This window comes from Epibacterium sp. HA2-3 (genome assembly GCF_055693725.2).
This window is the reverse complement of record NZ_CM172490.1, coordinates 1,825,318-1,847,915: the sequence shown is the minus strand read 5'-3', so window position 1 is coordinate 1,847,915 and position 22,598 is coordinate 1,825,318. Positions and strand designations below refer to the sequence as shown.

Annotated in this window: 23 protein-coding genes and 1 pseudogene; 17 read left to right on the top strand and 7 right to left on the bottom strand. The window is 62.6% G+C overall.

The genetic code is table 11. From position 1 onward, the window contains the following. The first annotated feature begins 269 nt into the window (after nt 1-269). The 6 genes from ACZ1HH_RS08605 (at nt 270) to ACZ1HH_RS08580 (ending at nt 4,456) form a co-directional block, all read left to right on the top strand. Nucleotides 270-1,802: an acyl-CoA carboxylase subunit beta gene (locus ACZ1HH_RS08605; protein ID WP_011539205.1), complete on the top strand. Its 1,533-nt coding sequence runs from the start codon at nt 270-272 to the stop codon at nt 1,800-1,802. A 46-nt stretch (nt 1,803-1,848) separates the two neighbouring features. Then, nucleotides 1,849-2,322, top strand: coding sequence for a hypothetical protein (locus tag ACZ1HH_RS08600; RefSeq protein ID WP_472636396.1), 474 nt, complete (start codon nt 1,849-1,851; stop codon nt 2,320-2,322). An 88-nt stretch (nt 2,323-2,410) separates the two neighbouring features. After that, nucleotides 2,411-2,758 (top strand): hypothetical protein, encoded by a 348-nt coding sequence (locus tag ACZ1HH_RS08595; RefSeq protein ID WP_487320240.1) that lies wholly within the window; start codon nt 2,411-2,413, stop codon nt 2,756-2,758. Between the two features lie 470 nt (nt 2,759-3,228). Next, a complete protein-coding gene (locus ACZ1HH_RS08590; protein WP_472636394.1) occupies nt 3,229-3,681 on the top strand; it encodes a DUF6497 family protein in 453 nt (150 codons plus the stop codon). 214 nt (nt 3,682-3,895) lie between these two features. Next, nucleotides 3,896-4,039 (top strand): hypothetical protein, encoded by a 144-nt coding sequence (locus tag ACZ1HH_RS08585; protein WP_011539201.1) that lies wholly within the window; start codon nt 3,896-3,898, stop codon nt 4,037-4,039. Between the two features lie 69 nt (nt 4,040-4,108). Beyond that, entirely contained in the window at nt 4,109-4,456 is a 348-nt protein-coding gene (locus tag ACZ1HH_RS08580; protein WP_011539200.1) for a hypothetical protein, read from the top strand. A gap of 292 nt (nt 4,457-4,748) precedes the next feature. Here ACZ1HH_RS08580 and ACZ1HH_RS08575 read toward each other — a convergent pair whose 3' ends face one another. After that, nucleotides 4,749-5,009, bottom strand: a complete 261-nt coding sequence (locus tag ACZ1HH_RS08575; protein WP_166485559.1) for a hypothetical protein — start codon at nt 5,007-5,009, stop codon at nt 4,749-4,751. On the opposite strand from ACZ1HH_RS08575, the gene ACZ1HH_RS08570 reads away from it, so the two are divergent. From ACZ1HH_RS08570 to ACZ1HH_RS08560, 3 genes are all read left to right on the top strand, one after another. Further along, entirely contained in the window at nt 4,993-5,196 is a 204-nt protein-coding gene (locus tag ACZ1HH_RS08570; RefSeq protein ID WP_011539198.1) for a hypothetical protein, read from the top strand. The genes ACZ1HH_RS08575 and ACZ1HH_RS08570 overlap by 17 nt on opposite strands. A gap of 143 nt (nt 5,197-5,339) precedes the next feature. Continuing rightward, the gene (locus tag ACZ1HH_RS08565; RefSeq protein WP_472636393.1) at nt 5,340-7,370 is read left to right on the top strand and encodes an acetyl-CoA carboxylase biotin carboxylase subunit; all 2,031 of its coding nucleotides are present in this window, start codon (nt 5,340-5,342) and stop codon (nt 7,368-7,370) included. Nucleotides 7,371-7,594: 224 nt separating this feature from the next. Continuing rightward, nucleotides 7,595-8,134, top strand: a complete 540-nt coding sequence (locus tag ACZ1HH_RS08560; RefSeq protein ID WP_254658825.1) for a hypothetical protein — start codon at nt 7,595-7,597, stop codon at nt 8,132-8,134. A gap of 136 nt (nt 8,135-8,270) precedes the next feature. Here the strand turns inward: ACZ1HH_RS08560 and ACZ1HH_RS08555 are convergent, their stop codons facing one another. Continuing rightward, nucleotides 8,271-8,795, bottom strand: coding sequence for a DUF4174 domain-containing protein (locus ACZ1HH_RS08555; protein ID WP_011539195.1), 525 nt, complete (start codon nt 8,793-8,795; stop codon nt 8,271-8,273). Between the two features lie 156 nt (nt 8,796-8,951). On the opposite strand from ACZ1HH_RS08555, the gene ACZ1HH_RS08550 reads away from it, so the two are divergent. The 3 genes and pseudogenes from ACZ1HH_RS08550 (at nt 8,952) to ACZ1HH_RS08540 (ending at nt 12,309) form a co-directional block, all read left to right on the top strand. Then, nucleotides 8,952-9,905, top strand: a complete 954-nt coding sequence (locus ACZ1HH_RS08550) for a hypothetical protein (RefSeq protein ID WP_472636392.1) — start codon at nt 8,952-8,954, stop codon at nt 9,903-9,905. Then, nucleotides 9,868-11,997, top strand: coding sequence for a methylmalonyl-CoA mutase (gene scpA, locus ACZ1HH_RS08545; RefSeq protein WP_472636391.1), 2,130 nt, complete (start codon nt 9,868-9,870; stop codon nt 11,995-11,997). Before ACZ1HH_RS08550 ends, scpA begins: the two co-directional genes overlap by 38 nt. Nucleotides 11,998-12,012: 15 nt before the next feature. After that, a pseudogene (locus ACZ1HH_RS08540) lies at nt 12,013-12,309 on the top strand (putative quinol monooxygenase). 185 nt (nt 12,310-12,494) lie between these two features. On the opposite strand, the gene ACZ1HH_RS08535 reads toward ACZ1HH_RS08540, so the two are convergent. After that, the gene (locus ACZ1HH_RS08535) at nt 12,495-12,992 is read right to left on the bottom strand and encodes a VOC family protein (RefSeq protein WP_011539191.1); all 498 of its coding nucleotides are present in this window, start codon (nt 12,990-12,992) and stop codon (nt 12,495-12,497) included. A gap of 231 nt (nt 12,993-13,223) precedes the next feature. Between ACZ1HH_RS08535 and ACZ1HH_RS08530 the strand changes: the two genes are divergently transcribed. The 5 genes from ACZ1HH_RS08530 to ACZ1HH_RS08510 are packed head-to-tail and all read left to right on the top strand — an operon-like array spanning nt 13,224 to nt 16,552. Then, on the top strand, nt 13,224-13,823 hold the full coding sequence (locus ACZ1HH_RS08530; protein ID WP_472636390.1) for a VOC family protein: 600 nt from the start codon (nt 13,224-13,226) through the stop codon (nt 13,821-13,823). Next, complete coding sequence (locus ACZ1HH_RS08525) at nt 13,823-14,356, top strand: GNAT family N-acetyltransferase (protein WP_472636389.1); 534 nt, start codon at nt 13,823-13,825, stop codon at nt 14,354-14,356. The genes ACZ1HH_RS08530 and ACZ1HH_RS08525 overlap by 1 nt, the downstream gene beginning before the upstream one ends. Nucleotides 14,357-14,365: 9 nt before the next feature. Further along, entirely contained in the window at nt 14,366-15,073 is a 708-nt protein-coding gene (locus tag ACZ1HH_RS08520) for a TerB family tellurite resistance protein (RefSeq protein WP_416368697.1), read from the top strand. Next, entirely contained in the window at nt 15,054-16,088 is a 1,035-nt protein-coding gene (locus tag ACZ1HH_RS08515; protein WP_472636388.1) for an endonuclease/exonuclease/phosphatase family protein, read from the top strand. Before ACZ1HH_RS08520 ends, ACZ1HH_RS08515 begins: the two co-directional genes overlap by 20 nt. A gap of 56 nt (nt 16,089-16,144) precedes the next feature. After that, the gene (locus ACZ1HH_RS08510) at nt 16,145-16,552 is read left to right on the top strand and encodes a hypothetical protein (RefSeq protein ID WP_416368695.1); all 408 of its coding nucleotides are present in this window, start codon (nt 16,145-16,147) and stop codon (nt 16,550-16,552) included. 67 nt (nt 16,553-16,619) lie between these two features. Here the strand turns inward: ACZ1HH_RS08510 and ACZ1HH_RS08505 are convergent, their stop codons facing one another. The 4 genes from ACZ1HH_RS08505 to ACZ1HH_RS08490 all read right to left on the bottom strand — a co-directional run bounded on the left by ACZ1HH_RS08505 (nt 16,620) and on the right by ACZ1HH_RS08490 (nt 22,153). Further along, nucleotides 16,620-18,266 carry a Ppx/GppA family phosphatase gene (locus ACZ1HH_RS08505; RefSeq protein WP_416368694.1) on the bottom strand — a complete coding sequence of 549 codons (1,647 nt, stop codon included), beginning with the start codon at nt 18,264-18,266 and terminating at the stop codon, nt 16,620-16,622. Between the two features lie 175 nt (nt 18,267-18,441). After that, the gene (locus tag ACZ1HH_RS08500) at nt 18,442-19,119 is read right to left on the bottom strand and encodes a P-loop NTPase family protein (RefSeq protein ID WP_472636387.1); all 678 of its coding nucleotides are present in this window, start codon (nt 19,117-19,119) and stop codon (nt 18,442-18,444) included. A 53-nt stretch (nt 19,120-19,172) separates the two neighbouring features. After that, nucleotides 19,173-20,315, bottom strand: coding sequence for an AI-2E family transporter (locus ACZ1HH_RS08495; protein WP_011539183.1), 1,143 nt, complete (start codon nt 20,313-20,315; stop codon nt 19,173-19,175). Nucleotides 20,316-20,413: 98 nt separating this feature from the next. Continuing rightward, nucleotides 20,414-22,153 carry an ATP-binding protein gene (locus ACZ1HH_RS08490; protein ID WP_472636386.1) on the bottom strand — a complete coding sequence of 580 codons (1,740 nt, stop codon included), beginning with the start codon at nt 22,151-22,153 and terminating at the stop codon, nt 20,414-20,416. Nucleotides 22,154-22,598: the final 445 nt, after the last annotated feature.

Genomic DNA, 22,598 nt, shown 5'->3' with positions numbered 1-22,598 from the left:
TTCACCTAGCACGTCTGTGTTGCAGATCACGGAGTGGCACGTTTCTTCCGGCTTTCGCGCTGCTGACTGCCCGGTGCCTGCCCGGTGCCCGCCCGGTTCGTGACGGGTAATTAGCAGATTTGCCATTTTGCACGAGGGTTATGCATTGTATTTGCAAATTTGCCACATTTGCCTTGGGTGCTAGCCTGCGTCAGGCTAGGGTCGCACACAAAGAACCCGGTTCAACCCGTTTGAAACCGTGGGCCCAAACTGATCAGGGGGCATTTGCCATGAAGGATATTCTTGCCGAGCTCGAGGAACGCCGCGAAAACGCGCGCCTCGGAGGGGGACAGAAACGTATTGATGCGCAGCACGCACGCGGCAAACTCACCGCCCGCGAGCGGATCGAACTGCTGCTGGACGAAGGCAGCTTTGAAGAGTTCGACATGTTCATCAGCCATCGCTGCACGGATTTTGGCATGGAGAACAACAAGCCCGCAGGCGACGGTGTGATCACCGGCTGGGGCACCATCAATGGCCGTCAGGTCTATGTGTTCTCGCAGGATTTCACCGTGCTGGGCGGCTCGGTTTCCGCAACCCACGCGCAAAAGATCTGTAAAATTCAGGACATGGCGATCCAGAATGGTGCGCCGATCATCGGGCTCAACGACTCTGGCGGCGCGCGTATCCAGGAAGGCGTCGACGCGCTGGCGGGCTATGCCGAGATTTTCCAGCGCAATATCATGGCCTCCGGCGTGATCCCGCAGATCTCCGTCATCATGGGGCCGTGCGCCGGTGGTGCGGTCTACAGCCCCGCGATGACCGACTTCATCTTTATGGTGAAGGACACCTCCTACATGTTCGTGACCGGCCCGGATGTTGTGAAGACCGTGACCAACGAACAGGTGACCGCCGAGGAGCTGGGCGGGGCCTCCACCCATACCAAGAAATCCTCCGTCGCCGATGGTGCCTTTGAAAACGACGTCGAAGCGCTGGCCGAAGTGCGCCGTCTGGTGGACTTCCTGCCCGCCAACAATCGTGAAAAGCCGCCCGTGCGCCCGTTCTTTGACGACCCCGCGCGGATTGAGGACAGCCTCGATACGCTGATCCCGGAAAACGCCAACACGCCTTATGATATGAAGGAACTCATCACCAAAGTGGCGGATGAGGGTGATTTCTACGAGATCCAGGAAGACTTCGCCAAGAACATCATCACCGGGTTTGTGCGCCTTGAGGGGCAGACCGTGGGCGTGGTGGCCAATCAGCCGATGGTGCTCGCAGGCTGTCTTGATATTGACAGCTCCCGCAAGGCGGCACGCTTTGTGCGCTTCTGCGACGCCTTTGAAATTCCGATCCTGACCTTTGTGGATGTGCCGGGCTTCTTGCCGGGGACCGCACAGGAATACGGCGGCGTCATCAAGCACGGCGCCAAGCTCCTGTTTGCCTATGGTGAGGCGACGGTGCCAAAGGTCACGGTCATCACCCGCAAGGCCTATGGCGGTGCCTATGACGTGATGGCCTCCAAACACCTGCGCGGTGATTTCAACTATGCCTGGCCCACTGCCGAGATCGCGGTGATGGGCGCCAAGGGCGCAACCGAGATCATCCACCGCGCCGATCTCAATGATCCCGAGAAGATCGCCGCCCATACGGCCGACTACGAGGACCGCTTTGCCAATCCCTTTGTGGCGGCGGAGCGCGGGTTCATTGATGAGGTGATCCAGCCCAAATCCACCCGCCGCCGCGTGGCGCGCGCCTTTGCCAGCCTGCGTGGCAAAAAGCTCGCGAACCCGTGGAAAAAGCACGACAATATTCCGCTCTGAGCCATTTTGCGCTAGGCAAAAGCTCTATTCAACCAAGGAGCGATTTATGCGTTATCTTTTCGCGTGTCTTTTGATAGCGGCGGCCTTGCCTGCCGCTGCCGCACAGCCTTCGGCAGCCTGCAAGGGGCAGCAGTCTTACGCGCTGTCGGATGGCAGCAGCTGGTGCTTGCTGCACTCTGATAAAACCACACTGACCTCGACGCTGTCGCGGGATGATGGAAACTCGAAATCGAATTCCAGTCAGGCGCATATTTTTGTGGTCGCGATGAATGGCACCTTTTCAAAGCGCATGGGGACCAGCGAAAAGCGGATGAAAGAGATTTGTCAGGTGATGCGTTCAAAATCCCCGGACCTCTTTGCGGGCAGAACACGCGACAGAAACATCATTGTCAGCATGCTTTGGCCCGAAAAAGCAGCGGCAGAAGGTCTGTCGAACCTGGACCACCGCTTTCCCAATCAAGCGGCGGCGATGACAAAGAAATGCAGCGCGCTGCGCCATTTCGGGGTGCGCTCGCGGTAATGGTGGCAGGTGCCACATATCACTGGAGGCGCGCGCCGCAGGGTCGTGCGCGCGCCTGCACCTTGTCGGCGTCCTATCGGGGGCAGGCATGAGTGCGCGCTGGCATATCACGCGCGGGGCGGGGGGGCTGACGCTGTCGCGTCAAATGCCCGCGCGCTTTGATGTGGTGGCCAACACCACTCTACCTCAGGGCGATCCCCTGCGGCTGGCGCACCAGATCCGGCAGGATATGTGGCGCAAGCTGCAGAAGGTGCGGGGGTTTTCCCCCGTGGTGCAGCTCACCCGAGAGGGTGACGTGATTCGCGTTGAAGCGGGTGGGCGAGTCGCCGCGCCGGTGGCGCCGGGCCTGAGCGGTGAAATCGCTGATCTCTTGGCGTGCCCGGCGCATCGCGCCCGGTGGGTGGCACAGGCCACGCGGTCTGGGAGGCGGCTCTGATGACCTCGATCCTGCGTAAAATCACAGGCTTGCGTAAAACCACGGGGCACTTGCGTCAAAACTCCAGCGCTTTCGCAGGGATCGCGCCGGATGGAGACCGCAAGTTCGCAGTCTGCGCGCAGAACGGGCGCTGCGCGCTGCTGCTGCACAAAAATCTAACAGTATTTGACACAGAGGCCGAATCAGATGCATGCTCCGGCACATCCAGACCGAGTATAGCGCGCGCCCTAGGCGCTGCGCCCGCAGCCCCGGCAGGAGGAGCCCAATCTGATTGGGGTCGGGGCTGCGGCAATTTGGTCCGGGCTTTCATACATCTTCGGGTTGTGAAGTCGGTGCTTGCTCAGTCGTCAGGACTTGGGACCGCAGCAACGCCCCGGTCAGTTTTGGGGTCCGTCTTCGGGACGTTTGGTGGCGCGAAACCAGCGCCTGTCACGACCCGTGCTCTGCGCCGCGCAGGCGTCGGTCTTTTTATGGCGCGTTTGCAATGCGCGCTCCTGTTTGCCTTGGTCTGCGCCTCCCCGTTGTCGCAGGCGCATGCGGCCTCCGAGGGGGCTGAAGGGGCGGACGGCGGGGCGACAGCATCCGATGAGGCGCAGGCCAGCCTCCCGGTGCCCTCTGGGCAGCCTGTGACACTCTCCGAGGTGCTCTTGGACGATGCGCCCGGCGCGCTCTGGGCCCGCTTTCGCTTTGTCGCGCCTGAAATGGCGCAGATGGCCGACCAGACCACAAGCCTTGCGGATATGGAGCATCTCTGTACCGCCGTTGCCGTGCCCTATCTCAGCTATCATGACATCAAGGCCGAGCGCGTGGTGGTGTCTTTTTCGGATCAGAACCTGCCCTTTGGCCAGCGCGCCCCGGATGTGACCCAATACTTTGAAACCTACCGCATCGAGGACGCCGCCTGCGTCTGGGAGGGGTTTTGAGGATGGCAGCCCCCAGATATCGGCATTTTTCTGCGATTTTCGCGCCACAGGGCGTTTGCAGCGCAGAATATACATATATCCTTGAAACCAATGGCGCTATGCTGCGCACGGGACGCAAATATGCGCCTCGGCCCTTTGGGGGTGTCTCCTTTGGGCTGGCAGAGGTGCGGGCGCATGCCCGCGCAGGTTTCAATTATGATCTTAGGAGACAGACATGTCCAAGAGCATCAAATTCATCACCCTTGCAGGTCTTCTGGCCGCCGTCGCCGCATGTGCCGGTCAGCGCGAGGAAGAGTTCGTCGTGGTTGAGCCCGAGCCGATCTCGCAAGAGCCGGTCTACACCGGCAAGTACAAGTAAACACTTCAGGGGTCCGGCCCTGTGGCCGGACCTTTCCGACCTGCGGGGTGCCGGACCGGAGGCACTCTCATGTTGAAACATCGCGGCTTTCCCGGCCGTTTACCCGGCACCGATTTCCAATTCGTCATCCGTCGCCCCAATCCCAAAGGGGTCACGCCGATCACCCGGCGCGAACGCTTTCGGGACCGCAAGCCTGCCGATCGGCGTGCCGATGCGGGCTTTATGAAGGCGCTGTGGGAGAATTTTGGCGACCAGCCGTTTGAGCGCGGCAATCTCGACGCAGGGCGGCTTAGCTGGCTCTTCGGGCGCGAGGTGGTTGCGGTCGACGATCCCTTTGATCCCGAAAGCTATGAGTCGCTCCTGGTGATCGACGTTGAGGTGGCGCGGCGTTCCTTCCCCGAGGCCTTTGAGGGGTAAATGCTGCAAAAAGAGCGTCATATCACCGATACGGCTCCGTCAGGGCAGCGGAAATCCGCGTGCGGATGGACACGTCAGGCGTGTGTCGGCGTCTTTTTGCTACCGGCTTGGGATTTTGCGCGGCCTGCTGCCAAAAATCCCGAGGCGGACAGGCAGCCATTTGCACGGGCCGCCGGTGCTGTCACCTTGGACCGGCCTACGCAGCCTTTTCGTCCCTTCTGGCTGCTGTTCTGGCCCCAAAACCTGACTGGGCAGCTGTGCGCCCCCCCGCGCCAGCTGCCCGCTTTTGGGCTCAGACGGTCTCGGCTTCCTCGCTCCTATCCCCTGCGCGCAGCGCCTGCGCTTGCGACGACATATTTGTCCCGCCAGCAGCGCGCAGATGCGCCCCGGATTTGCGCGAAAGCTCGCCTTTCACGCGGATGTGACGGGCGATCTCTCGCCCATGCGGATGATATGTGCTCAACGGATCTGGACGATCTGCGTCGTATTGGCACATTTGCAGCCAAACGTGCTGAAAGACCCAAAGGAGCATCCCGATGCGTAAAACACTCATTTCTGCCCTGCTTGCGGGCACCGCGGCGCTTGCAGCCTGTGGCGACACCACCGGCGAACAAGTGCTCTATGGTGCTGGGGCAGGGGCCGCAGGGGCGGCCTTGCTCAACGGCAGCCTTGTCACCGGCGCGGCCGTTGGCGCTGCGGGCAACCTCATCTACTGCAAGGAAAACCCAGGCCGCTGCTAATCCGGCCTCGGGCGCGCGGGCCTTCCGCGCCGCTATGACATCTCGCTTTGATGCGGGCGCACCGCCGCCACGGGACATCCCCGTGCGCGGCGGTTTTTTGTGCGCGCGTCTGACACATCAACACGGACCACAAGGGACAGCCCATGTTTGAGAAGATCCTGATCGCCAACCGGGGGGAAATTGCCTGTCGCGTCATCAAGACCGCGCGCAAGATGGGCATCAAGACCGTCGCCATTTATTCCGACGCCGACCGTCAGGCGCTGCATGTGCAGATGGCGGATGAGGCCGTGCATGTGGGCCCTGCGCCTGCCAACCAATCCTACATCGTCATCGACAATGTGATGGCCGCGATCAAATCCTCGGGCGCGCAGGCGGTGCATCCGGGCTATGGCTTCCTGTCGGAGAACGCCAAATTCGCCGAGGCGCTGGAGGCCGCAGGCGTCGCCTTTGTCGGCCCGCCCAAAGGCGCGATTGAGGCGATGGGCGACAAGATCACCTCGAAGAAAATCGCCCAGGAAGCAGGCGTGTCGACCGTGCCTGGCTACATGGGCCTGATCGCGGACGCCGATGAGGCGGTGAAGATCTCCAACGAGATCGGCTATCCGGTGATGATCAAGGCCTCTGCCGGGGGCGGCGGAAAGGGCATGCGGATTGCCTGGACCGACGAAGAGGCCCGCGAGGGCTTTCAGTCCTCCAAAAACGAGGCCGCGAACTCCTTTGGCGATGACCGGATCTTCATTGAGAAATTCGTGACGCAACCGCGCCACATCGAAATTCAGGTGCTCTGCGATGCCCATGGCAACGGCGTCTATCTGGGCGAGCGCGAATGCTCCATCCAGCGCCGCAACCAGAAGGTCGTCGAAGAGGCGCCGAGCCCCTTCCTCGATGAAGAGACCCGCCGCGCCATGGGCGAGCAATCCGTCGCGCTGGCCAAGGCCGTGGGCTATGCCTCTGCGGGCACAGTGGAATTCATCGTCGACGGCGACAAGAACTTCTACTTCCTCGAGATGAACACCCGCCTGCAGGTGGAGCATCCGGTGACCGAACTCATCACCGGTGTGGACCTTGTGGAGCAGATGATCCGCGTGGCCGCCGGCAAGGAGCTGTCGATCACTCAGGATGATGTCAAACTTACCGGCTGGGCGATTGAAAACCGCCTTTATGCCGAAGATCCCTATCGCAACTTCCTGCCTTCGATCGGGCGTCTCACCCGCTATCGTCCCCCGGCAGAAACCGCGGCCTACACGCCCGGCGTCGCGCCCGAAGATGCGGGCGATGTGGTCGTGCGTAACGACACCGGCGTCTATGAAGGCGGTGAGATTTCAATGTATTACGACCCGATGATCGCCAAGCTCTGCACCTGGGCACCGACCCGTGATGCGGCGATCGAGGCGATGCGCGTGGCGCTTGACAGTTTCGAGGTCGAAGGCATCGGTCACAACCTGCCGTTCCTTTCGGCGGTGATGGATCATCCGAAGTTTGTTTCGGGCGAGATGACCACCGCCTTTATCGCCGAGGAATACCCCGAGGGGTTTGACGGCGTCGATCTGCCGGAAAGCGATCTGAAGCGCATCGCGGCCTCTTGTGCGGCCATGCACCGGGTTGCCGAAATCCGCCGCACGCAGGTCTCGGGCCGCATGGACAACCACGAACGCCGGGTGGGCAACACCTGGGTGGTGGCCATTGGCGGGCAGACCTATGAGCTGCGTGTTGCCGCCGATCCCGAAGGCGCAACCGTGCGCTTTGAGGATCAAAGCGAGATCCGCGTGAGTTCCGATTGGACGCCGGGTGACAGCCTTGCCCATGTGGATGCGGATGGCACGCCTCTGGTGCTGAAGGTCGACAAGATCACCCAAGGCTTCCGCGTGCGCAGCCGGGGCGCGGACCTCAAGGTGCATGTGCGCCGTCCGCGTCAGGCCGAACTGGCCGCCTTGATGCCCGAAAAACTGCCGCCCGATACCTCCAAGATGCTTCTGTGCCCAATGCCCGGTCTTGTTGTGAAGATCAACGTCGAGGTGGGCGAAGAAGTGCAGGAGGGGCAGGCGCTCTGCACCATCGAGGCGATGAAGATGGAAAACATCCTGCGCGCCGAGAAAAAATCCGTGGTCTCCAAAATCAATGCGGCGGCAGGCGACAGCCTCGCGGTGGACGATGTGATCATCGAATTCGAATGATCCTGTGACCCGATTGGCCCGCATATCCTCCCCTGACAGCCCGCCGCCTCGCGGCGGTGGGCTGCTATGGGAGAGCGGGCCAAATTTGCAGCAAAATTTCGGTTTTGAATCAGCAGCGTTAAGGCTTTCTGAAGGGGCCGCACATAAAGCTGAACCATATGCTTTGTTGCAGGCTTTGGCCTGCGAATGTGCTCATTGTGCCGATCCTGCCGGAGAGATTTTTCGTGTCCTTGCCTCACCCTCCGTCTCGTCCACGCCGTCTGCTGCGTGCCTTCGCCGGGGTGGCTCTGGCCGCGGTTGTGACAGGCTCCTGCAGTCTCGACCAGGAGGAACAGGTGCGCGCGCAGGTGCAGGATTGGGTGAAACTCGGCGAGACCTATTATTTCTTCTCGCGGGTCAACTGCACCGCCGCCCTCTTCGAGGTAAAGGCGAGCCGGATCAGCTCCAAGGTCAAGAAGGTCCGCGACGTCGAAGCGGGCATGCGCGCAATCTCCGAGGAGATCGCCGTTGCCTTCGAGGTGGAGGGTTTGTCGCCCACCGAGGTCACAGAGGAAATCATGAACCGGGATCTGCCGATGGGGATCGGGGTTCTTTCTTCTGGCACCGGCGGCAAGGACTGCATGGCGATCGAAATGGAAGAGGCCTATTTCAACGCGCTTCTGGATCCCACATCGGCGCTGATCTATCACCCGACCGCCAAATTCACCGTGGTCTTCGATCGGCGCAACCGGCGCATCTTCTATTCTCGCGGGCGCACCTCCTAGGAGGCGCACCAAGAGGCGCGAAACAAGAGAGTGGCGCGAAACAAGAGAGTGGCGCGAAACAGGACAGTGTCGCGACACATGACGTGGCTTGCTGCTGGCGGCGTGCGGCGCGACATACACGCGGCAGCGCCGAGGCTTACCCTTCCCGGCGCGCTTCGATCTCCCGCTGGCGCATGGGCATCTTGTCGATGGTACGGCTCAATTCGCGCACGCTCCAGGGCAGCGGTTTGCGCAGTTTCACGCCGCCGTCCTTGCCGAGCAGCACCAGCATAAACCCCCGCGGGCGCAGCTTCTTGCGCAGTGCCGAACGCGCCTTCGGGTCGGTGTCGACAAAGACCACCACATCCCGTGTCATCAACGCCGGGATGTCCTGCAACAGCTCGTCGATCTGCTCCTGGTATCGCGGATCTGCGGGGCTGTCGGCAAAGACCACCACCGGGCGGTGGGTCCATTGGTACTCGGCAATATCCACGTCATATCCGTCGCGGATTTCAAACGCGGGTGCGGCCTCTTCGGCGCTCAGATCCGCGGGCGCGGCATCTTCGCTCAAGGTGGCATCCGGGGCAGGGCTTTGGCCCTCGGCCTCTTGCGCAGAAACGGACTGGGCCAACGGCAAGGCGGTCAGGGCGGCGAGCAGCGTAAGACGTTGCAATCTGTTCATGGGCACTCCTTTGAGCGTAAATATATGTGCTCTCGACGTAAAAGCGACCGCTGAAACCCTGCGGCCACAAAAAAATCACCTTTCGTTAAGCGTGAGGGAACCCCTTTCGCGCATGGTTTTGGGCAGAGCTTCACGCCTGCGCAAGGAGAACCTGCGATGAAAGTCATTCTGCACATCGGTGCCCACCGCTGCGCCACCCGCAGCTTCCAGAATTACATGACCCGCAAAAGCGATACGCTATCGCAATATGGCATCGCCTTCTTGGGGCCGGAGCGCACCCGCAACGGGCTCTTGCACGGGATCCAGCCGGGCGCCATTTCGGTCACCGGACGCGACCCGGTGGCGCGCGCGCGGGGCCGGATCGCGCTGCAGCTTGCGGGTCTGCAGAACGCGGGCACCGCCTCGGTGGTGATCTCGGATGCGTCCATGCTGCAACCGCTCGAGCAGTGTTTTGCCCTTGGCGCGCTCTATCCCGCCGCCGGCGAACATCTGGCGCGGCTCGATCATGCTTTTGACGGGGCGGTCAGCGATGTGATGCTCAATATTCGCAGTCCGGAGATGTTCTGGGCCTCTGCCTTGGCGGTGCGGCTCGAACATTCCTTGCGGATGCCCAATGCCGCCACGCTTTCGCGGATCGCAGAGGCCACGCGCAGCTGGCGCGATGTTATCCAGGACATCTATTGCGCCATGCCCGGTGCCCGCATCCGGGTGTTCCCCTACGAGGTGTTTGCCACCCAGCCCGAGGCGCAGCTCTCGGCGGTGACCGGGGTGGACTGCCCCCATGCGCGCGGGGCGTTCCGTCTCAATGCTTCTGCACGCCTGCCGGAACTGCGCGCCGAACTGCCCCCGCGGCTTGCCAAGCTTCTGCCCGAGGACGAGGGGCGCTGGATGCCCTTCTCGGAGGCCGAGGCCGCGCGCCTGCGCGAGAGTTACTATGACGACATGATGTGGCTGGTCGGCGGTGCCGATGGCCTCGCTGAACTGGTCGAAGATCCAAACAAAGCGGACGCGACCGCAACACCCCCTGCGCCCGATCTTGTGGTGCAGGAAGATCTGACAAGAGGACGAATGCATGACCCAGACACCGGACGATTGGCGGGCACTGGCTGAAAAAGAACTGCGCGGACGCCCGCTCGAGGATCTCACCTGGCAGACCCTCGAGGGCATTGACGTCAAACCGCTTTATACGGCCGAGGACACCGCAGAGCTTGGCCATATGGGCACACTGCCGGGCTTTGGCCCGTTCACCCGTGGGGTGAAGGCCACCATGTATGCAGGCCGCCCCTGGACCATCCGCCAATACGCGGGCTTCTCCACGGCCGAAGAATCCAACGCCTTTTACCGCCGCAACCTTGCCGCTGGTCAGCAGGGGGTTTCGGTGGCTTTCGATCTGGCCACCCACCGCGGCTATGACAGCGATCACGAGCGCGTTGTCGGTGATGTCGGCAAGGCGGGCGTTGCCATCGACAGTGTCGAGGATATGAAAATCCTGTTTGACGGCATCCCGCTTGATCAGGTTTCGGTCTCCATGACCATGAATGGCGCGGTGATCCCGATCCTGGCGAGCTTCATCGTCGCGGGCGAAGAGCAGGGCCACGACAAGGCGCTCCTCTCCGGGACCATCCAGAACGACATCCTCAAGGAGTTCATGGTCCGCAACACCTATATCTATCCGCCAGAACCCTCGATGCGGATCATCGCGGACATCATTGAATACACCTCGAACGAGATGCCGAAATTCAACTCCATCTCGATCTCTGGCTACCACATGCAGGAGGCGGGCGCGAACCTCGTTCAGGAACTCGCCTATACGCTGGCGGATGGGCGCGAATACGTCAAAGCCGCCATCGAGGCGGGCATGGACGTGGACAAATTTGCAGGCCGGCTGTCGTTCTTCTTTGCCATTGGCATGAACTTCTTCATGGAGGCGGCCAAGCTGCGCGCCGCGCGTACGCTCTGGCATCGGGTGATGACGGAGTTCGGCGCCAAATCCGACCGCTCCAAGATGCTGCGCACCCATTGCCAGACCTCGGGCGTGAGCTTGCAGGAGCAGGATCCTTACAACAACGTGATCCGCACCGCCTATGAGGCGATGAGCGCGGTTCTGGGCGGCACGCAGTCGCTGCACACCAATGCTTTGGATGAGGCGATTGCGCTGCCCACCGATTTCTCTGCGCGAATTGCGCGCAATACCCAGTTGATCTTGCAAGAAGAAACCGGCGTCACCAATGTCGTCGACCCGCTTGCCGGCAGCTATTATGTCGAGAGCCTCACCGCAGAGCTCGTCGACAAGGCCTGGGCGATGATGCAGGAAGTGGAGGAGATGGGCGGCATGACCAAGGCCGTGGCCTCCGGCATGCCGAAACTGCGCATCGAGGAAACCGCCGCCCGCCGTCAGGCGATGATCGACCGCGGCGAAGAGGTGATCGTCGGCGTCAACAAATACCGCAAGGACAAGGAAGACCCCATCGACATTCTCGATGTGGACAACGTCAAGGTGCGCGAGAGCCAGATCGCCCGGCTTGAACAGATCCGCGCCAGCCGCGATGCGGCGGCCTGCGAGGCGGCGCTGGCCGAACTCACCCGCCGCGCGTCCGAGGGCGGCAATCTTCTGGAAGCAGCCGTCGAGGCCGCCCGCGCGCGCGCCTCTGTGGGGGAAATCAGCATGGCAATGGAAAAAGAATTCGGTCGTCACCGCGCCGAGGTCAAAACCCTCGCAGGCGTCTACGGCGCCGCATACGAGGGCGACGAGGGCTTTGCCGCGATCCAGAAATCCATCGAGTCCTTTGCCGAGGAAGAGGGCCGCCGCCCGCGTCTTCTGGTGGTGAAGATGGGGCAGGACGGTCACGACCGGGGCGCCAAGGTGATCGCCACCGCCTTTGCTGACATTGGCTTCGACGTGGATGTGGGACCGCTGTTCCAGACCCCGGCAGAGGCCGCGCAGGATGCCATCGACAATGATGTGCATGTGGTTGGCATCTCCAGCCAGGCGGCGGGTCACAAGACGCTCGCCCCACAGCTGATCGCCGAACTCAAAGCCGCCGGGGCGGAGGACATCATCGTGATCTGTGGCGGGGTGATCCCGCAGCAGGATTATGACTTCCTCTACAAGGCGGGTGTCAAAGCGATCTTCGGTCCCGGCACCAATATCCCCACCGCGGCACAGGATATTCTCGAACTCATCCGCGAAGCGCGCAGCTAAGGCGAGGGCCGCAAGATGCGCGATCCAGCCTCCAAAGGCCGCGTGCACCTCTCGGGTCATCTCTTCTGCGCCTCGGCGCAGGAGCAGGCCCTGGTGGAGCAATATCTGCCGGAGCACATCCGCCTCACGCGGGCGGAGCCGGGGTGCCTGTCCTTTGAGGTGACGCAGACCGATGATCCCTCCGTCTAGCAGGTGGAGGAATGGTTTGCCGACCGCGCGGCGTTTGATGCGCATCAGCTGCGGGCAGGGGCCTCCCTCTGGGGGCAGAAAACGCAGGGCATACGCCGCGAGTATAAAGTCACCGAAGATTAGGCGCTGGGTCTGATCCTGGCGGTGGCAGCCGACCCTCCTTGGGAGGGTCGGCTGCGCGCGTCGCACCCCATGGGTGCGACGCGCCACGCCCAACGGGCGTGGTGGCATGTGCCATGCCGCCAGAGCGGGCGAGAGGCGACACGGGTATTGCCCAGCAGTCTCGCGCCGAGAGATCAGCCCAAGATTTACGCCTGTGACGCCCGGTTTTGCCAATCACTATAGCTTTGGACGCCAAAGGCCGGATCCGCCGCGTCCTCCAGCATATGCAGCATCTCGATCGAGTGGCCGTCAGGATCCTTGAAATAGACCGAGATCGCGGGCATCCAGCCCAGCACCACCGGCTCTGTGATCGGATCTCCGGTGAACCCCAGCGGTGTGATGCCCTGCGCCGGCAACTGCGTGCAGGCGCCAAGCACCGCCGCCTTGGTGGCGCGAAAGGCAAAATGCAGGGACATCCCAAGGGGCGCGCTGCCCGCACCCCAAAGCCCCAGCATCCCCACCTCCTTGGGGCCGGTCCACAGAAATGCGACGTCGCGTTCGGGTAGGCGGCGTGCGAGCTTCAGCCCCAGCTGCCCGGTGTAAAACGCCAGCGAACGGTCGAGGTCGCGCACGGGCAGGTGGGTCTCGTATATGCCAAGGATATGCTCAGCGGCCCAATCCTCGGGCGTTTGGGGGGTATTCATCGCTCTGCTCCAGTCTCAGATCTGCCCGCCCCGGCTCTGCGGGTCACACGCGGGGCGGCAGGAACACCGTAATTCCTCAAGCTCACTTTAGATCAAGCGTAAAATATCGCGACACGGCATCGGGTTAGGCTAGCGACTTGAACTGACGATATTGGCAGGTCGGTGCTTTTCATTGCGCCGGGATTTGCTAGGGTGTCGCCGAGATATGCGCCGCGCCACAAGGACATCGCCATGGAACTTGATCACTTTGCCATTGCCGCCCCCACACTTTCCGAGGCCACGGCCTATGTCGAGGAGGCGCTTGGCGTGCCCCTGCAGCCGGGGGGCGCGCATCAGGTCTTTGGCACCCACAACCGGCTCCTTGGGCTTGCCGAAGGGCTCTATCTGGAGGCCATCGCCATCGACCCGGAGGCCACGCCGGAGCGTCAGCCGCGCTGGTTTGATCTCGACCGCTTTGAGGGCGCGGCGCGGATTTCCAACTGGATCTGCCGCAGCACCGATCTGGAGTCCGATCTGGCGGCGCTTCCCGTGGAGGCGGGCACGCCGGTTGCACTCACGCGCGGGGATCTCGCGTGGCAGATGGCCGTGCCCGCCACCGGGTGCCTGCCCTTTGACAATGTCTTTCCTGCGCTGATGCAGTGGCAGGGGCCACATCCCGCGCCGCGCCTCACACAACAGGGCTGCAGCCTGCGCCGCCTTGTGGTAGCGCACCCCGAGGCCCGCGCGCTCGCTGAGATGCTGCCGCTTCGGGACGCGCGCGTGGTGTTTGAACTGGGCCCCGCCGCGCTCCGGGCAGAGATCGACACGCCGCATGGGCTGCGTCACCTCTGATGGCGCCCCGGATCAGGGCTGCGCGTGACGGCGACACCGAGGCGATCACCCACCTGCAGCGCCACATCATCGACACCACCCTTGCGACCTTTGCCACCGAGGGGCGCTCGCTCAGCGATTGGCAGGACGACATCCTTTATGGGGATCCGCCCATTTTGGTGGCAGAGGCTGAGGGCGGGCAATTCCTCGGCTATGCGACCTACTCGGGCTTTCGCTCCAGCGAGGGCTATCGCCACACGGGCGAGCATTCGATCTATCTGACCGAGGCCGCGCGTGGACAAGGCGTGGGGCCTAAGCTGCTCTCAGAGCTTGAAAACCGTGCCCGCGCCGCCGGTATTCACGTCATGGTCGCCGCCATCAGCAGCGCCAATCCCGCCGCCGCGCGGTTTCATGCGCGCTGCGGTTACGTAGAGGTGGGGCGGATGCCGCAGGTCGGGCGCAAATGGGATCAGTGGCTGGATCTGATCCTGATGCAGAAAATTCTGCGTGAGCAGGGGACTGCGCCGCCTGACAGCGCGCAGCGTTCCCGCTAGACTGCAGATATGTCGATCTGGACTCGCATAACCGAAGCGCTTGCGGCGCTGACGCAGGGGGAAAGCCTTGCGCAGGTCTTTGACCGTTTGCGCACGCCGCCTGAACGCACCGTCGGCTTTACCATTGCCGTGATCGCGCTGGGCGCGAAGATGGCCAAGGCCGACGGTCAGGTCACACGAGACGAGGTGGCCGCCTTTCGCGAGGTGTTCCAGATCGCAGCCGAGGATGAGGCGCAGGCGGCGCGGGTCTTCAACCTCGCGCGGCAGGACATCGCGGGCTACGACGATTATGCCCGCCGCATCCGCGCGATGTTCTCGGACGATCCTGAAACGCTCTGCGACCTGATGGAGGGGCTGTTTCACATCGCCATTGCCGATGGGTTCTACCACCCCAACGAGGATGTGTTCCTCGAAGAAGTCAGCCGTATCTTCGGGCAGACCGAGGCGCAGTTTCGCTCGCTTCGGGCGCGCTTTGTCGAGGATGCGCCCAAGGACCCCCACGAGGTGCTCGGCGTCTCGCCCGGCACCCCGCTTGAGGACATCCGCCGCATCTGGCGTCGCCTGGTGCGCGACAACCACCCCGATGCGATGATGGCACGGGGCGTGCCCCCGGAGGCGGTGCAACTGGCCGAGAAACGCATGATCGACATCAACCGCGCCTGGGAAGAGATCAGCGGCAAGGCACAGGCCCGCGATCATGCGCCTCAGCACGTATAACATCGAGTGGTTCGAAGCGCTCTTTGACGCGCAGGACCAATTGCAGCTCGACAGCGCGCCCTCGGCCCGACACGAGATCAGCCGCGGCGCGCAGGCCGAAGCGATCGCGGATGTGCTGCGCGCCATCGACGCCGATGGCATTGTCATCATCGAAGCCCCCAACAGCGGCAAACACCAAAGCACCGAACGTGCCCTTGTGCGCTTTGCCGAATGGGCCGGTCTGCGCACCCGCGACGTGGTAATGGGCTTTGCCAATGACACCCGTCAGGAAATCGCGTTCCTGTTTGATTCCAATGTGATGACGGCCGAACATGCCCCATTGGACACAGCACGCGCGCCGCGTTTTGACGGCACGTTTGAAATGGATCTCGACGTGGACGCCAAGGCCGATCTGGTGCGGTTCTCCAAACCCCCGATGGAACTTCTGGTGACGCCGCGCACAGGTCCGCCCTTTCACCTCATCGGCGCGCATCTGAAATCCAAGGCCCCGCATGGCGCGCGCACCCCGGAGGAGGCCCGCGCCATGTCCATCGCCAACCGTCGCAAGCAACTGGCGCAGGCGGTCTGGCTGCGTGCGCGAGTGGAGGACCGTCTGGAGGCGGGCGCGCCGCTGGTGGTGATGGGGGACCTGAACGACGGGCCCGGCCTTGACGCCTATGAGGCGCTCTTTGGGCGCTCTTCGGTAGAGATCATCATGGGCCAAGAGCTGTTCGACCCGCACGCGCGGCATCTCCTGCGGCCCAACCAGCAAGGTCTGCCCACATCAGCCCGCTTTTATAACCATCTGGAAGGGCGCTATTTTCAGGCGCTTCTGGATTACATCATGATCTCGCCCTCCCTGCAGGCCTGCGCGCCGCGCTGGCGCATCTGGCACCCGTTCGAGGATGCCGCCTGCTATGGCACGCCGAGCCTGTGCCACGCACTTCTGACGGCCTCGGATCACTTTCCGGTCACGCTGGATCTGGACCTCACGCGAGCCAGCCGCCCCGAGGATGGCGGGGATTTGCAGATCTGACGCAGGTCTGGAAACTCTCACCTATCACGCTCGTGCGGGCGCGCTATACTTGCCGCATGATACAGCATCGACATATCACCTCTCGCCTGGGCCTTGCGCTTGGGGTCTGTCTCGCGCTTGCGGGTCCGCCGCTCTCGGCGCAGGAGACGCCGACAGAGAACAACGGGGCTGACGGCCCCAGTTTGATGGAGCGCGGGATGGAGCTGTTCTTTGAGGGGCTGCGGCGCGAGATGGAGCCGACCCTCGAAGAGGCCGCGCGCCTCCTTTCGGAGGTCGGCCCCTCGATGCGCAGCTTTCTGGCCGAAATGGGCCCCGCGCTGGCGGAGATTGCGGATCAGGTGGAGGATTGGAGCGTCTACGAGATGCCCGAAATCCTGCCCAATGGCGACATCATCATCCGCCGCAAGGACCCCAAACCCGAGCCCGCGCCAGACCCTCAGCCCGACGACAGTATCGAGCTCTGAACAGCGCTCTGCTGCGTGAAACTCCGTCGCGTGAAACCCTGAAACGTGCGGGGTGCAAAGGGCGCGCTCAGTCGCGCGCGTCTTTTTCCAGCAGCGCGCCGCGTCGGCCTGCAACGCTCACACGGACTTCGGCCTTGAGTGTGTTGACGAGGGACATCAGCCGCGACTGCGCCACCTCCCCAAAGAGCGCCGCGCTCTCTGCGGGGAGTTCCACATGCAGCGTGCGTTTGCGCGGCTGCCAGCGCAGGCGGCCAATGTCCTGATCCTCGCCCACCATCAGCATTGCGCCAAAGCGCATCGCCTTGCCTAGAATTTCCGCCTCTTTCTGCTTTTCGGACGGCAGCAGGTCATAGAGATGCTCAAAATGGGTGCCCTGACGCTTGTTGCGATAGCGATGCAGCAGCGCCAGCCCCAGAAAGATCCGCTCGGAATGTTTGAGCCCACCAAGGTTGGCACGGGTGGCGTTGTCAAAACAGACTTCCGCGCGATAATCGGGATGCGCGCGCCAGCTTACGTCATGCAGCACGCAGGCCGCTTTGACGAGCCGCATCTTGGCATAGGGTGCGCCGGAAAACAGAGGTTTTACAAAGGTGTAGAGCGTCTTGCCAAAGCCCGGAACCCGCGCGTCCTTGGCCTCGGCAAAACGCGCCGCTTCAATGAGCGGGTCGCGTTGGCGCAGACGATCCGGCATCTGCTCATACAAAAGCCCCTCGCGGATGCCATAGCTGGAAATCGCGATGTCCTTGGGGCGGAATGTCTTGATGAGGCGCGACAACACGTCGATTGCATAAGGCACAAGCGCCATCCGCGCCGAGGAGACCCCGCAGTCAGAGCGCAGTTTCTCAAGGTCGTTCTGTTCGATGAACTTGATCGTCTCGCGCACGTCCTTGGCGGTCATGCGGTATTCGTGCTGCACCGTCAGCGGATAGTTGCGCCGCAGCATGTCGAGCCGCGCAATCGCACGCCAGCTCCCCCCCACGAGGAAGAGACGATCCCGCTGATCGCCCAACTGGTCGCGCAAAGAGGCCATCACCTCGTCGATATGCGCCTTGCGTCCCTTGCGCCCGCCCTTGATATCCTTGAGCTTCAGGGGCCCCAGATTGGAGGTCACGCATCGGCCGACCTCGCCGTCCTGAATTTCAGCAAGCTCCATCGAGGAGCCGCCGATATCGCAGATCAGCCCATAGGCGCCGGGCCAGCCCAAGAGCACGCCTTGCGCCGAGAGCCGCGCCTCTTCCTCGCCGGTGATGACGCGGATGCGCAGGCCCGTGGCGGCCTCGACTTCGGCGCAGAACTCCGGCCCGTCGCTGGCATCGCGCACCGCCGCGGTGGCCACCACCGTCAGCGGGTCGCTCAAGAGCCCCTTGGCCAGCATCTGGAACCGTTTCAGCGCCTCGAGCGCACGCGCGCGCCCCTTGGGGTTGAGCTTGCCGGTCTCAGAGAGGCCCGCGCCCAGACCGCACATGATTTTCTCGTTGTAGAAATAGGCGGGGCTGCGGGCGGCGCCGTCAAAGACCACCAGGCGCACAGAGTTCGACCCCACATCGACCACACCCACCCGGCTCAGGGCGCGGGCATCGGGATCGTCAAAAAGCGGGCGACCAAACGGCCCCCAATCCTCTGCCGCCGCATCAGGCGCTGCGGCCTCCGGGGCATCCGCCACAGGGGGCGTTGTGTCGAGGTCGCGGCGCGGGGCATCGGGCTGAATGGTCATGCAGACTCCGGGGCGTTTTTGCTGGGGTGAGGATGGTCTATCGGGGCGATCAGGTCAATTCGTGCGCGGCGAAAGGCACCGAAAATCGGGAGATGCTGCGGGCAGGGCGTGGCACTTTCGCCAATCACGGTCATGGCTTGGCAGGGCAGAGGTGCTGTCCGTCCAAGCATCGGCGTCAGCCCTTCTGGTCGCTGGACATCAGGCGGATTGCCAGCGCGCGGCTGAGGGTGCGCTGCTCTGCAAGCGCCAGCCGGTCCAGCTGTTCCACCACCGCGGCGGCCGCGGCAAAGCTGCGATCCATGCGTCCCACCAGATAGGGAATCACATCCGGTTTCGGCGTGATCTGGCGGTCATTAAAGAGTTTGGCGAGCACCACCGCCAGCAGCGCATCATCGGGCGCTTCGAGCGCGGCATGAGTCGCCGCCTGCACCCGGCTTTGCAGATCCGCGAGCCCAAGCCCCCAGAGGTTCGGCGCCGGACGGCCCGTCAGCATCAGCCGATGGCCATGGGTCAGAACCATGTTGTGCAGGTGAAAGAGCGCCTTTTGTGCAAGCGCATCCTCGGCAATATCGGGCACGTCCTCTATGGCGACAGGGCCGCTTGCAAGCTCTGGCACATCTGCCTCGGTGAGCGCATGGGCCGGAACCACCCTGGCACCGCTTTCCTTGGCCCAGACATGCGCCAGGTGCGTCTTGCCCGACCCCTTTGGTCCCGTCAGCACCAGCTTGCCCGACGGCCAGGCAAAGGTCGGGTCAATCAGCGCCACTGCCATTGCATTGGAAGGGGCGACAAAGAAATCATCGCGCCCCAGCGCGGGTTTCGCCGGGAGATCAAAGCTCAGCTGTTCGGACATGGGCAGTCTGCTTGTTACATGCGGGAGAGGGGCTGTGGCTTGCGGGGCGCGGTTCAGATGTCGGTCGGTGTATCCTCGGAGGTGCGGACATTCGCATCCCGGTGTGACAGCCCCTGATAGAGCCGACTGTGCAGATACTGCTCTACTGCGAAACGTGCAACCACCCCGATCACTGCCGCCACCGGCACCGCGACCAACATGCCGACAAACCCAAAGAGCGCACCAAAGACCGACAGCGCCAGCAGGAGCCAGACCGGGTGCAGCCCGACCGAGTTACCCACGAGCTTTGGGGTCAGGAAGTTGCCTTCGACCATCTGGCCGATGGCAAAGATCCCCGCCACCAGCGCAATGCGCAGCCAGTCGGTGCCCTGGCGGATCATCTCGCCGTCCGCGCCCTCAAGCGCGCCCCAGAACTGGAACAGCGCCAGACCAATGGCGAGCACGCCGCCGATGATGGCGCCGAGGTAGGGAATGAAGGTCACAAGCCCCGCGACAAAGCCCACCGCAAGGCCAAAATTCAGCCCCACCAGCATAAGGGCCACCGCGTAATAGGTTCCAAGGATGACGCAGACCAGCCCCATGCCACGGATAAAGGACGACAGCACCCGGTCGATCTCGCTGGCCAGATGACGCACCACCGGCGCGTGATCGCGTGGCAAGAGCTCGTCAATGCGCGCCACCATCCGGTCCCAGTCCACCAACAGGTAGACGGCCACCACCGGCACGATCACCAACAGAACCACGATGTTCAGCAGCGACATTGCCGAGCCGACAAAGGTCTGCAGCAGGGTGACGCTCTTGTCCTGAATGATCTGCCACAACCCGGCGAGTGCCTCGCGCAGCTGGCTGTTGTCTTCAAACAGCGACGGAAAGCGCTCCTGCGCAAAGGCGCGCAGGTTGGAGAGCGCCTGCGGCAGCGTCTGCACCAGATCAATCATCTGGTTGATCAGCGCCGGCACGATCAGCAGCAGCAGGATCAAAAAGATCAGCACGGCCCCCACCGTGATCACCGCGGTTGCGCCCTCACGGCTGAGGCCCGCACGTTCCAGCCGGTCGGCCAGCGGGTCGATGATATAGGCGATGGCGCCGCCCAGGATGAAGGGCATCAGCACATTGCCGAGCGCCCACATGACGACAGCGAACAGAACTGCGGCAATGCCCCAGTATTTCAGTTGTTTGCGGGCGGGCAGAGCCATGATGCGGCATCCTCGCGATGGCAAGATACGGATGCGTCAGTGATCGCCCATGCGCTGTGCAGTTGCAAGAGAGAGTTGGCCGCTGGGCGGCTTGGCTCTCACGCGCGGGACGGGGGTTCGAGAAGCAGCGGCGACAGCACCCGCATCAGGTCGGATTGGCGCAGCGGTTTGCCGATCCAGGCATCAAAACCCGAGTCCAGGTAATGCTCGACCTCTTGCTTTTCGGTGCTGCCTGTCACCGCGATACACAGCGCGTCATGCGCCTGATGGCGCGGATCCGCCCGCAGCTTCTTGACCACCTCGGTGCCGGTCTGGCCCGGCATGTGGATGTCCAGCAGCAGCACATCATAGGCCCGCGCCACCGCCCGACCGAAGGCATCGCCACCGTCAAAGGCCTTGTCCACCGTCGCGCCGAGGTTCTCGAGCATCTTTTGCAGCACCAGCCGGTTGGCCGGGCTGTCATCGGCGATGAGCACCCGTTTGCCGGACAAGGGCGCATTGGACGGGGCAGGCGGGGGAGATGCAACAGTGGCGGTGTCGCCGATCCCATCCCTTGCCGGGTCATGCACTTTTTCGGCTTCGGGGACAGATGTGGTCACCGGCAACGGCAGATAGAGGTGAAAGACGGTGCCCCGACCGGGCACGCTCTCGGCGCGGATCCGCCCCTGCATCAGCTCGACCATCTGGTGCACGATCGTCAGACCAAGGCCCGTGCCTCCCTTGGTCTGCGCCACATCGGCACTGGCTTGGGTGTAGGGCAGGAACAGTTTGTCGAGACGGTCCGGCGCAATCCCGCAGCCGCTGTCGCGCAGCGTGAGATGCAGCGCATCGGGGGTGCCATTGATCTGCAGCGATACGCTTCCGTCATCGGTGAATTTGATGGCGTTGCTCAAAAGGTTGCCAAGGATCTGCGCGAGCCGGAACCGGTCGCCATAGCGCTGTTCCTGCGCCTCGATGCCGCGAAAGCTGTGGTTCAGCTCAACGCCTTTCTCGCAGGCCTGGGCCGAGAACAGCTTCATCACGTCATCAACCGTTTCATGCAGGTCAAAGGCCGCTGGGGCCAGTTCGAGCTTGCCGGCATCGATCTTGGCAATGTCGAGCGCATCATTCAGCAGATGCTGAAGGTTGCGCGCAGAGCGGTTGATGGTGCGCAAAAGATCGTTCTGCTCACGCGGGTCCAGATTGACGCGGGAGGCTTCGCGCAGCAACAGATCGACCGAGCCGATGATGCCATTGAGCGGCGTGCGGATCTCGTGGCTCATGTGGGCAAGGTAGGTCTTACGCGCCTCGGCTTCGCGTTTGGCAGTGCGCTCTGCCTCGGCGGCGAGTTCGCGCGCATGTTTCAGGGCGATGACATTGTCGACGGCCACCGCAAGGTGTTGCAGGGTCTTGAGATTGTCCGAGCTCCACTGACGCGGCACGCGATCAATGACGCAGAGCGCACCAATGGGCGTTCCATCCGGCAAATGAATCGGCACCCCCAGATAGGCAACCATCTTGAGGTCGATCACCGCCGCATTGTCACGCAGCTGGGCGTCATTGCGGCTATCGGGCACGATCAGAGGCTGGTTGGCGTCCTGCACAAATTGGCAAAACGAATGAGAGAGCGGTGTCTGACGCAGCACGCTCGACAGCTCGGGCAGGCCCACGCAGCTTTTGAAGAATTGACGATCAAGGCTGCGCTGCACCACAGAGACCAGCGCCGTTGGCGCATCCAGCACTTGGGCAGCGAGCCGGGTCAGATTGTCGATGTCGGAGTCGGGTTGTCGTTGAACGAGGCCAAGTTCGCGCAGCTGCACATCATAGGGATCAGGTGTCAATTTGGCGGCTCGGGTCATGACAAAGCATCTTTAACATCAGGGCATCGGACAAAAACGGGCGGGACGCCCGGCGAGGGAGTGTAAATTCCATTCCTTGAATACGCAAATTTCTACTGAATGTGCCAAAAAACTATATTGAATTGAAAGTATTTTTGCTCTCGGGAATTTCAGCAAGCTGGGATCTGGATGGAGGGCCTCACCAAAAAGCGCGAGGGCACAAGCGTTTATACGGTTTCTTAACAGTGTCCGCTTGTGGGGGCTCAATCGCGGTCGCGGCCCCCGTTATCCAGTATCGAGATCAAAGACACGGGGAAAAATTTGCCGTGTTAACCAGAATCGACTGTTTGGTTTAGTTTGCAACAGGCGCGCATTCACCCGGTTCAAGCGCGCAAAGCCCCGGCTCAAGTCAAGAGCAGTGATGTCAGCGACGGGGGCGACTGGATGACCCGGTCCGCTTGTGGAG

Excerpts from the sequence above, each read along its gene's own strand:
- ACZ1HH_RS08585 (WP_011539201.1), top strand. The coding sequence starts at position 3,896 with ATGTCCAAGAGCATCAAATTCATCACCCTTGCAGGTCTTCTGGCCGCC.
- ACZ1HH_RS08555 (WP_011539195.1), bottom strand. The coding sequence starts at position 8,795 with ATGAACAGATTGCAACGTCTTACGCTGCTCGCCGCCCTGACCGCCTTG.
- ACZ1HH_RS08535 (WP_011539191.1), bottom strand. The coding sequence starts at position 12,992 with ATGAATACCCCCCAAACGCCCGAGGATTGGGCCGCTGAGCATATCCTT.
- ACZ1HH_RS08525 (WP_472636389.1), top strand. The coding sequence starts at position 13,823 with ATGGCGCCCCGGATCAGGGCTGCGCGTGACGGCGACACCGAGGCGATC.
- ACZ1HH_RS08575 (WP_166485559.1), bottom strand. The coding sequence starts at position 5,009 with ATGAGTGTTTTACGCATCGGGATGCTCCTTTGGGTCTTTCAGCACGTT.
- ACZ1HH_RS08495 (WP_011539183.1), bottom strand. The coding sequence starts at position 20,315 with ATGGCTCTGCCCGCCCGCAAACAACTGAAATACTGGGGCATTGCCGCA.
- ACZ1HH_RS08570 (WP_011539198.1), top strand. The coding sequence starts at position 4,993 with ATGCGTAAAACACTCATTTCTGCCCTGCTTGCGGGCACCGCGGCGCTT.
- ACZ1HH_RS08490 (WP_472636386.1), bottom strand. The coding sequence starts at position 22,153 with ATGACCCGAGCCGCCAAATTGACACCTGATCCCTATGATGTGCAGCTG.
- ACZ1HH_RS08580 (WP_011539200.1), top strand. The coding sequence starts at position 4,109 with ATGTTGAAACATCGCGGCTTTCCCGGCCGTTTACCCGGCACCGATTTC.
- ACZ1HH_RS08595 (WP_487320240.1), top strand. The coding sequence starts at position 2,411 with ATGAGTGCGCGCTGGCATATCACGCGCGGGGCGGGGGGGCTGACGCTG.
- scpA (WP_472636391.1), top strand. The coding sequence starts at position 9,868 with ATGACCCAGACACCGGACGATTGGCGGGCACTGGCTGAAAAAGAACTG.
- ACZ1HH_RS08600 (WP_472636396.1), top strand. The coding sequence starts at position 1,849 with ATGCGTTATCTTTTCGCGTGTCTTTTGATAGCGGCGGCCTTGCCTGCC.
- ACZ1HH_RS08510 (WP_416368695.1), top strand. The coding sequence starts at position 16,145 with ATGATACAGCATCGACATATCACCTCTCGCCTGGGCCTTGCGCTTGGG.
- ACZ1HH_RS08530 (WP_472636390.1), top strand. The coding sequence starts at position 13,224 with ATGGAACTTGATCACTTTGCCATTGCCGCCCCCACACTTTCCGAGGCC.
- ACZ1HH_RS08565 (WP_472636393.1), top strand. The coding sequence starts at position 5,340 with ATGTTTGAGAAGATCCTGATCGCCAACCGGGGGGAAATTGCCTGTCGC.
- ACZ1HH_RS08550 (WP_472636392.1), top strand. The coding sequence starts at position 8,952 with ATGAAAGTCATTCTGCACATCGGTGCCCACCGCTGCGCCACCCGCAGC.
- ACZ1HH_RS08605 (WP_011539205.1), top strand. The coding sequence starts at position 270 with ATGAAGGATATTCTTGCCGAGCTCGAGGAACGCCGCGAAAACGCGCGC.
- ACZ1HH_RS08505 (WP_416368694.1), bottom strand. The coding sequence starts at position 18,266 with ATGACCATTCAGCCCGATGCCCCGCGCCGCGACCTCGACACAACGCCC.
- ACZ1HH_RS08520 (WP_416368697.1), top strand. The coding sequence starts at position 14,366 with ATGTCGATCTGGACTCGCATAACCGAAGCGCTTGCGGCGCTGACGCAG.
- ACZ1HH_RS08500 (WP_472636387.1), bottom strand. The coding sequence starts at position 19,119 with ATGTCCGAACAGCTGAGCTTTGATCTCCCGGCGAAACCCGCGCTGGGG.
- ACZ1HH_RS08515 (WP_472636388.1), top strand. The coding sequence starts at position 15,054 with ATGCGCCTCAGCACGTATAACATCGAGTGGTTCGAAGCGCTCTTTGAC.
- ACZ1HH_RS08590 (WP_472636394.1), top strand. The coding sequence starts at position 3,229 with ATGGCGCGTTTGCAATGCGCGCTCCTGTTTGCCTTGGTCTGCGCCTCC.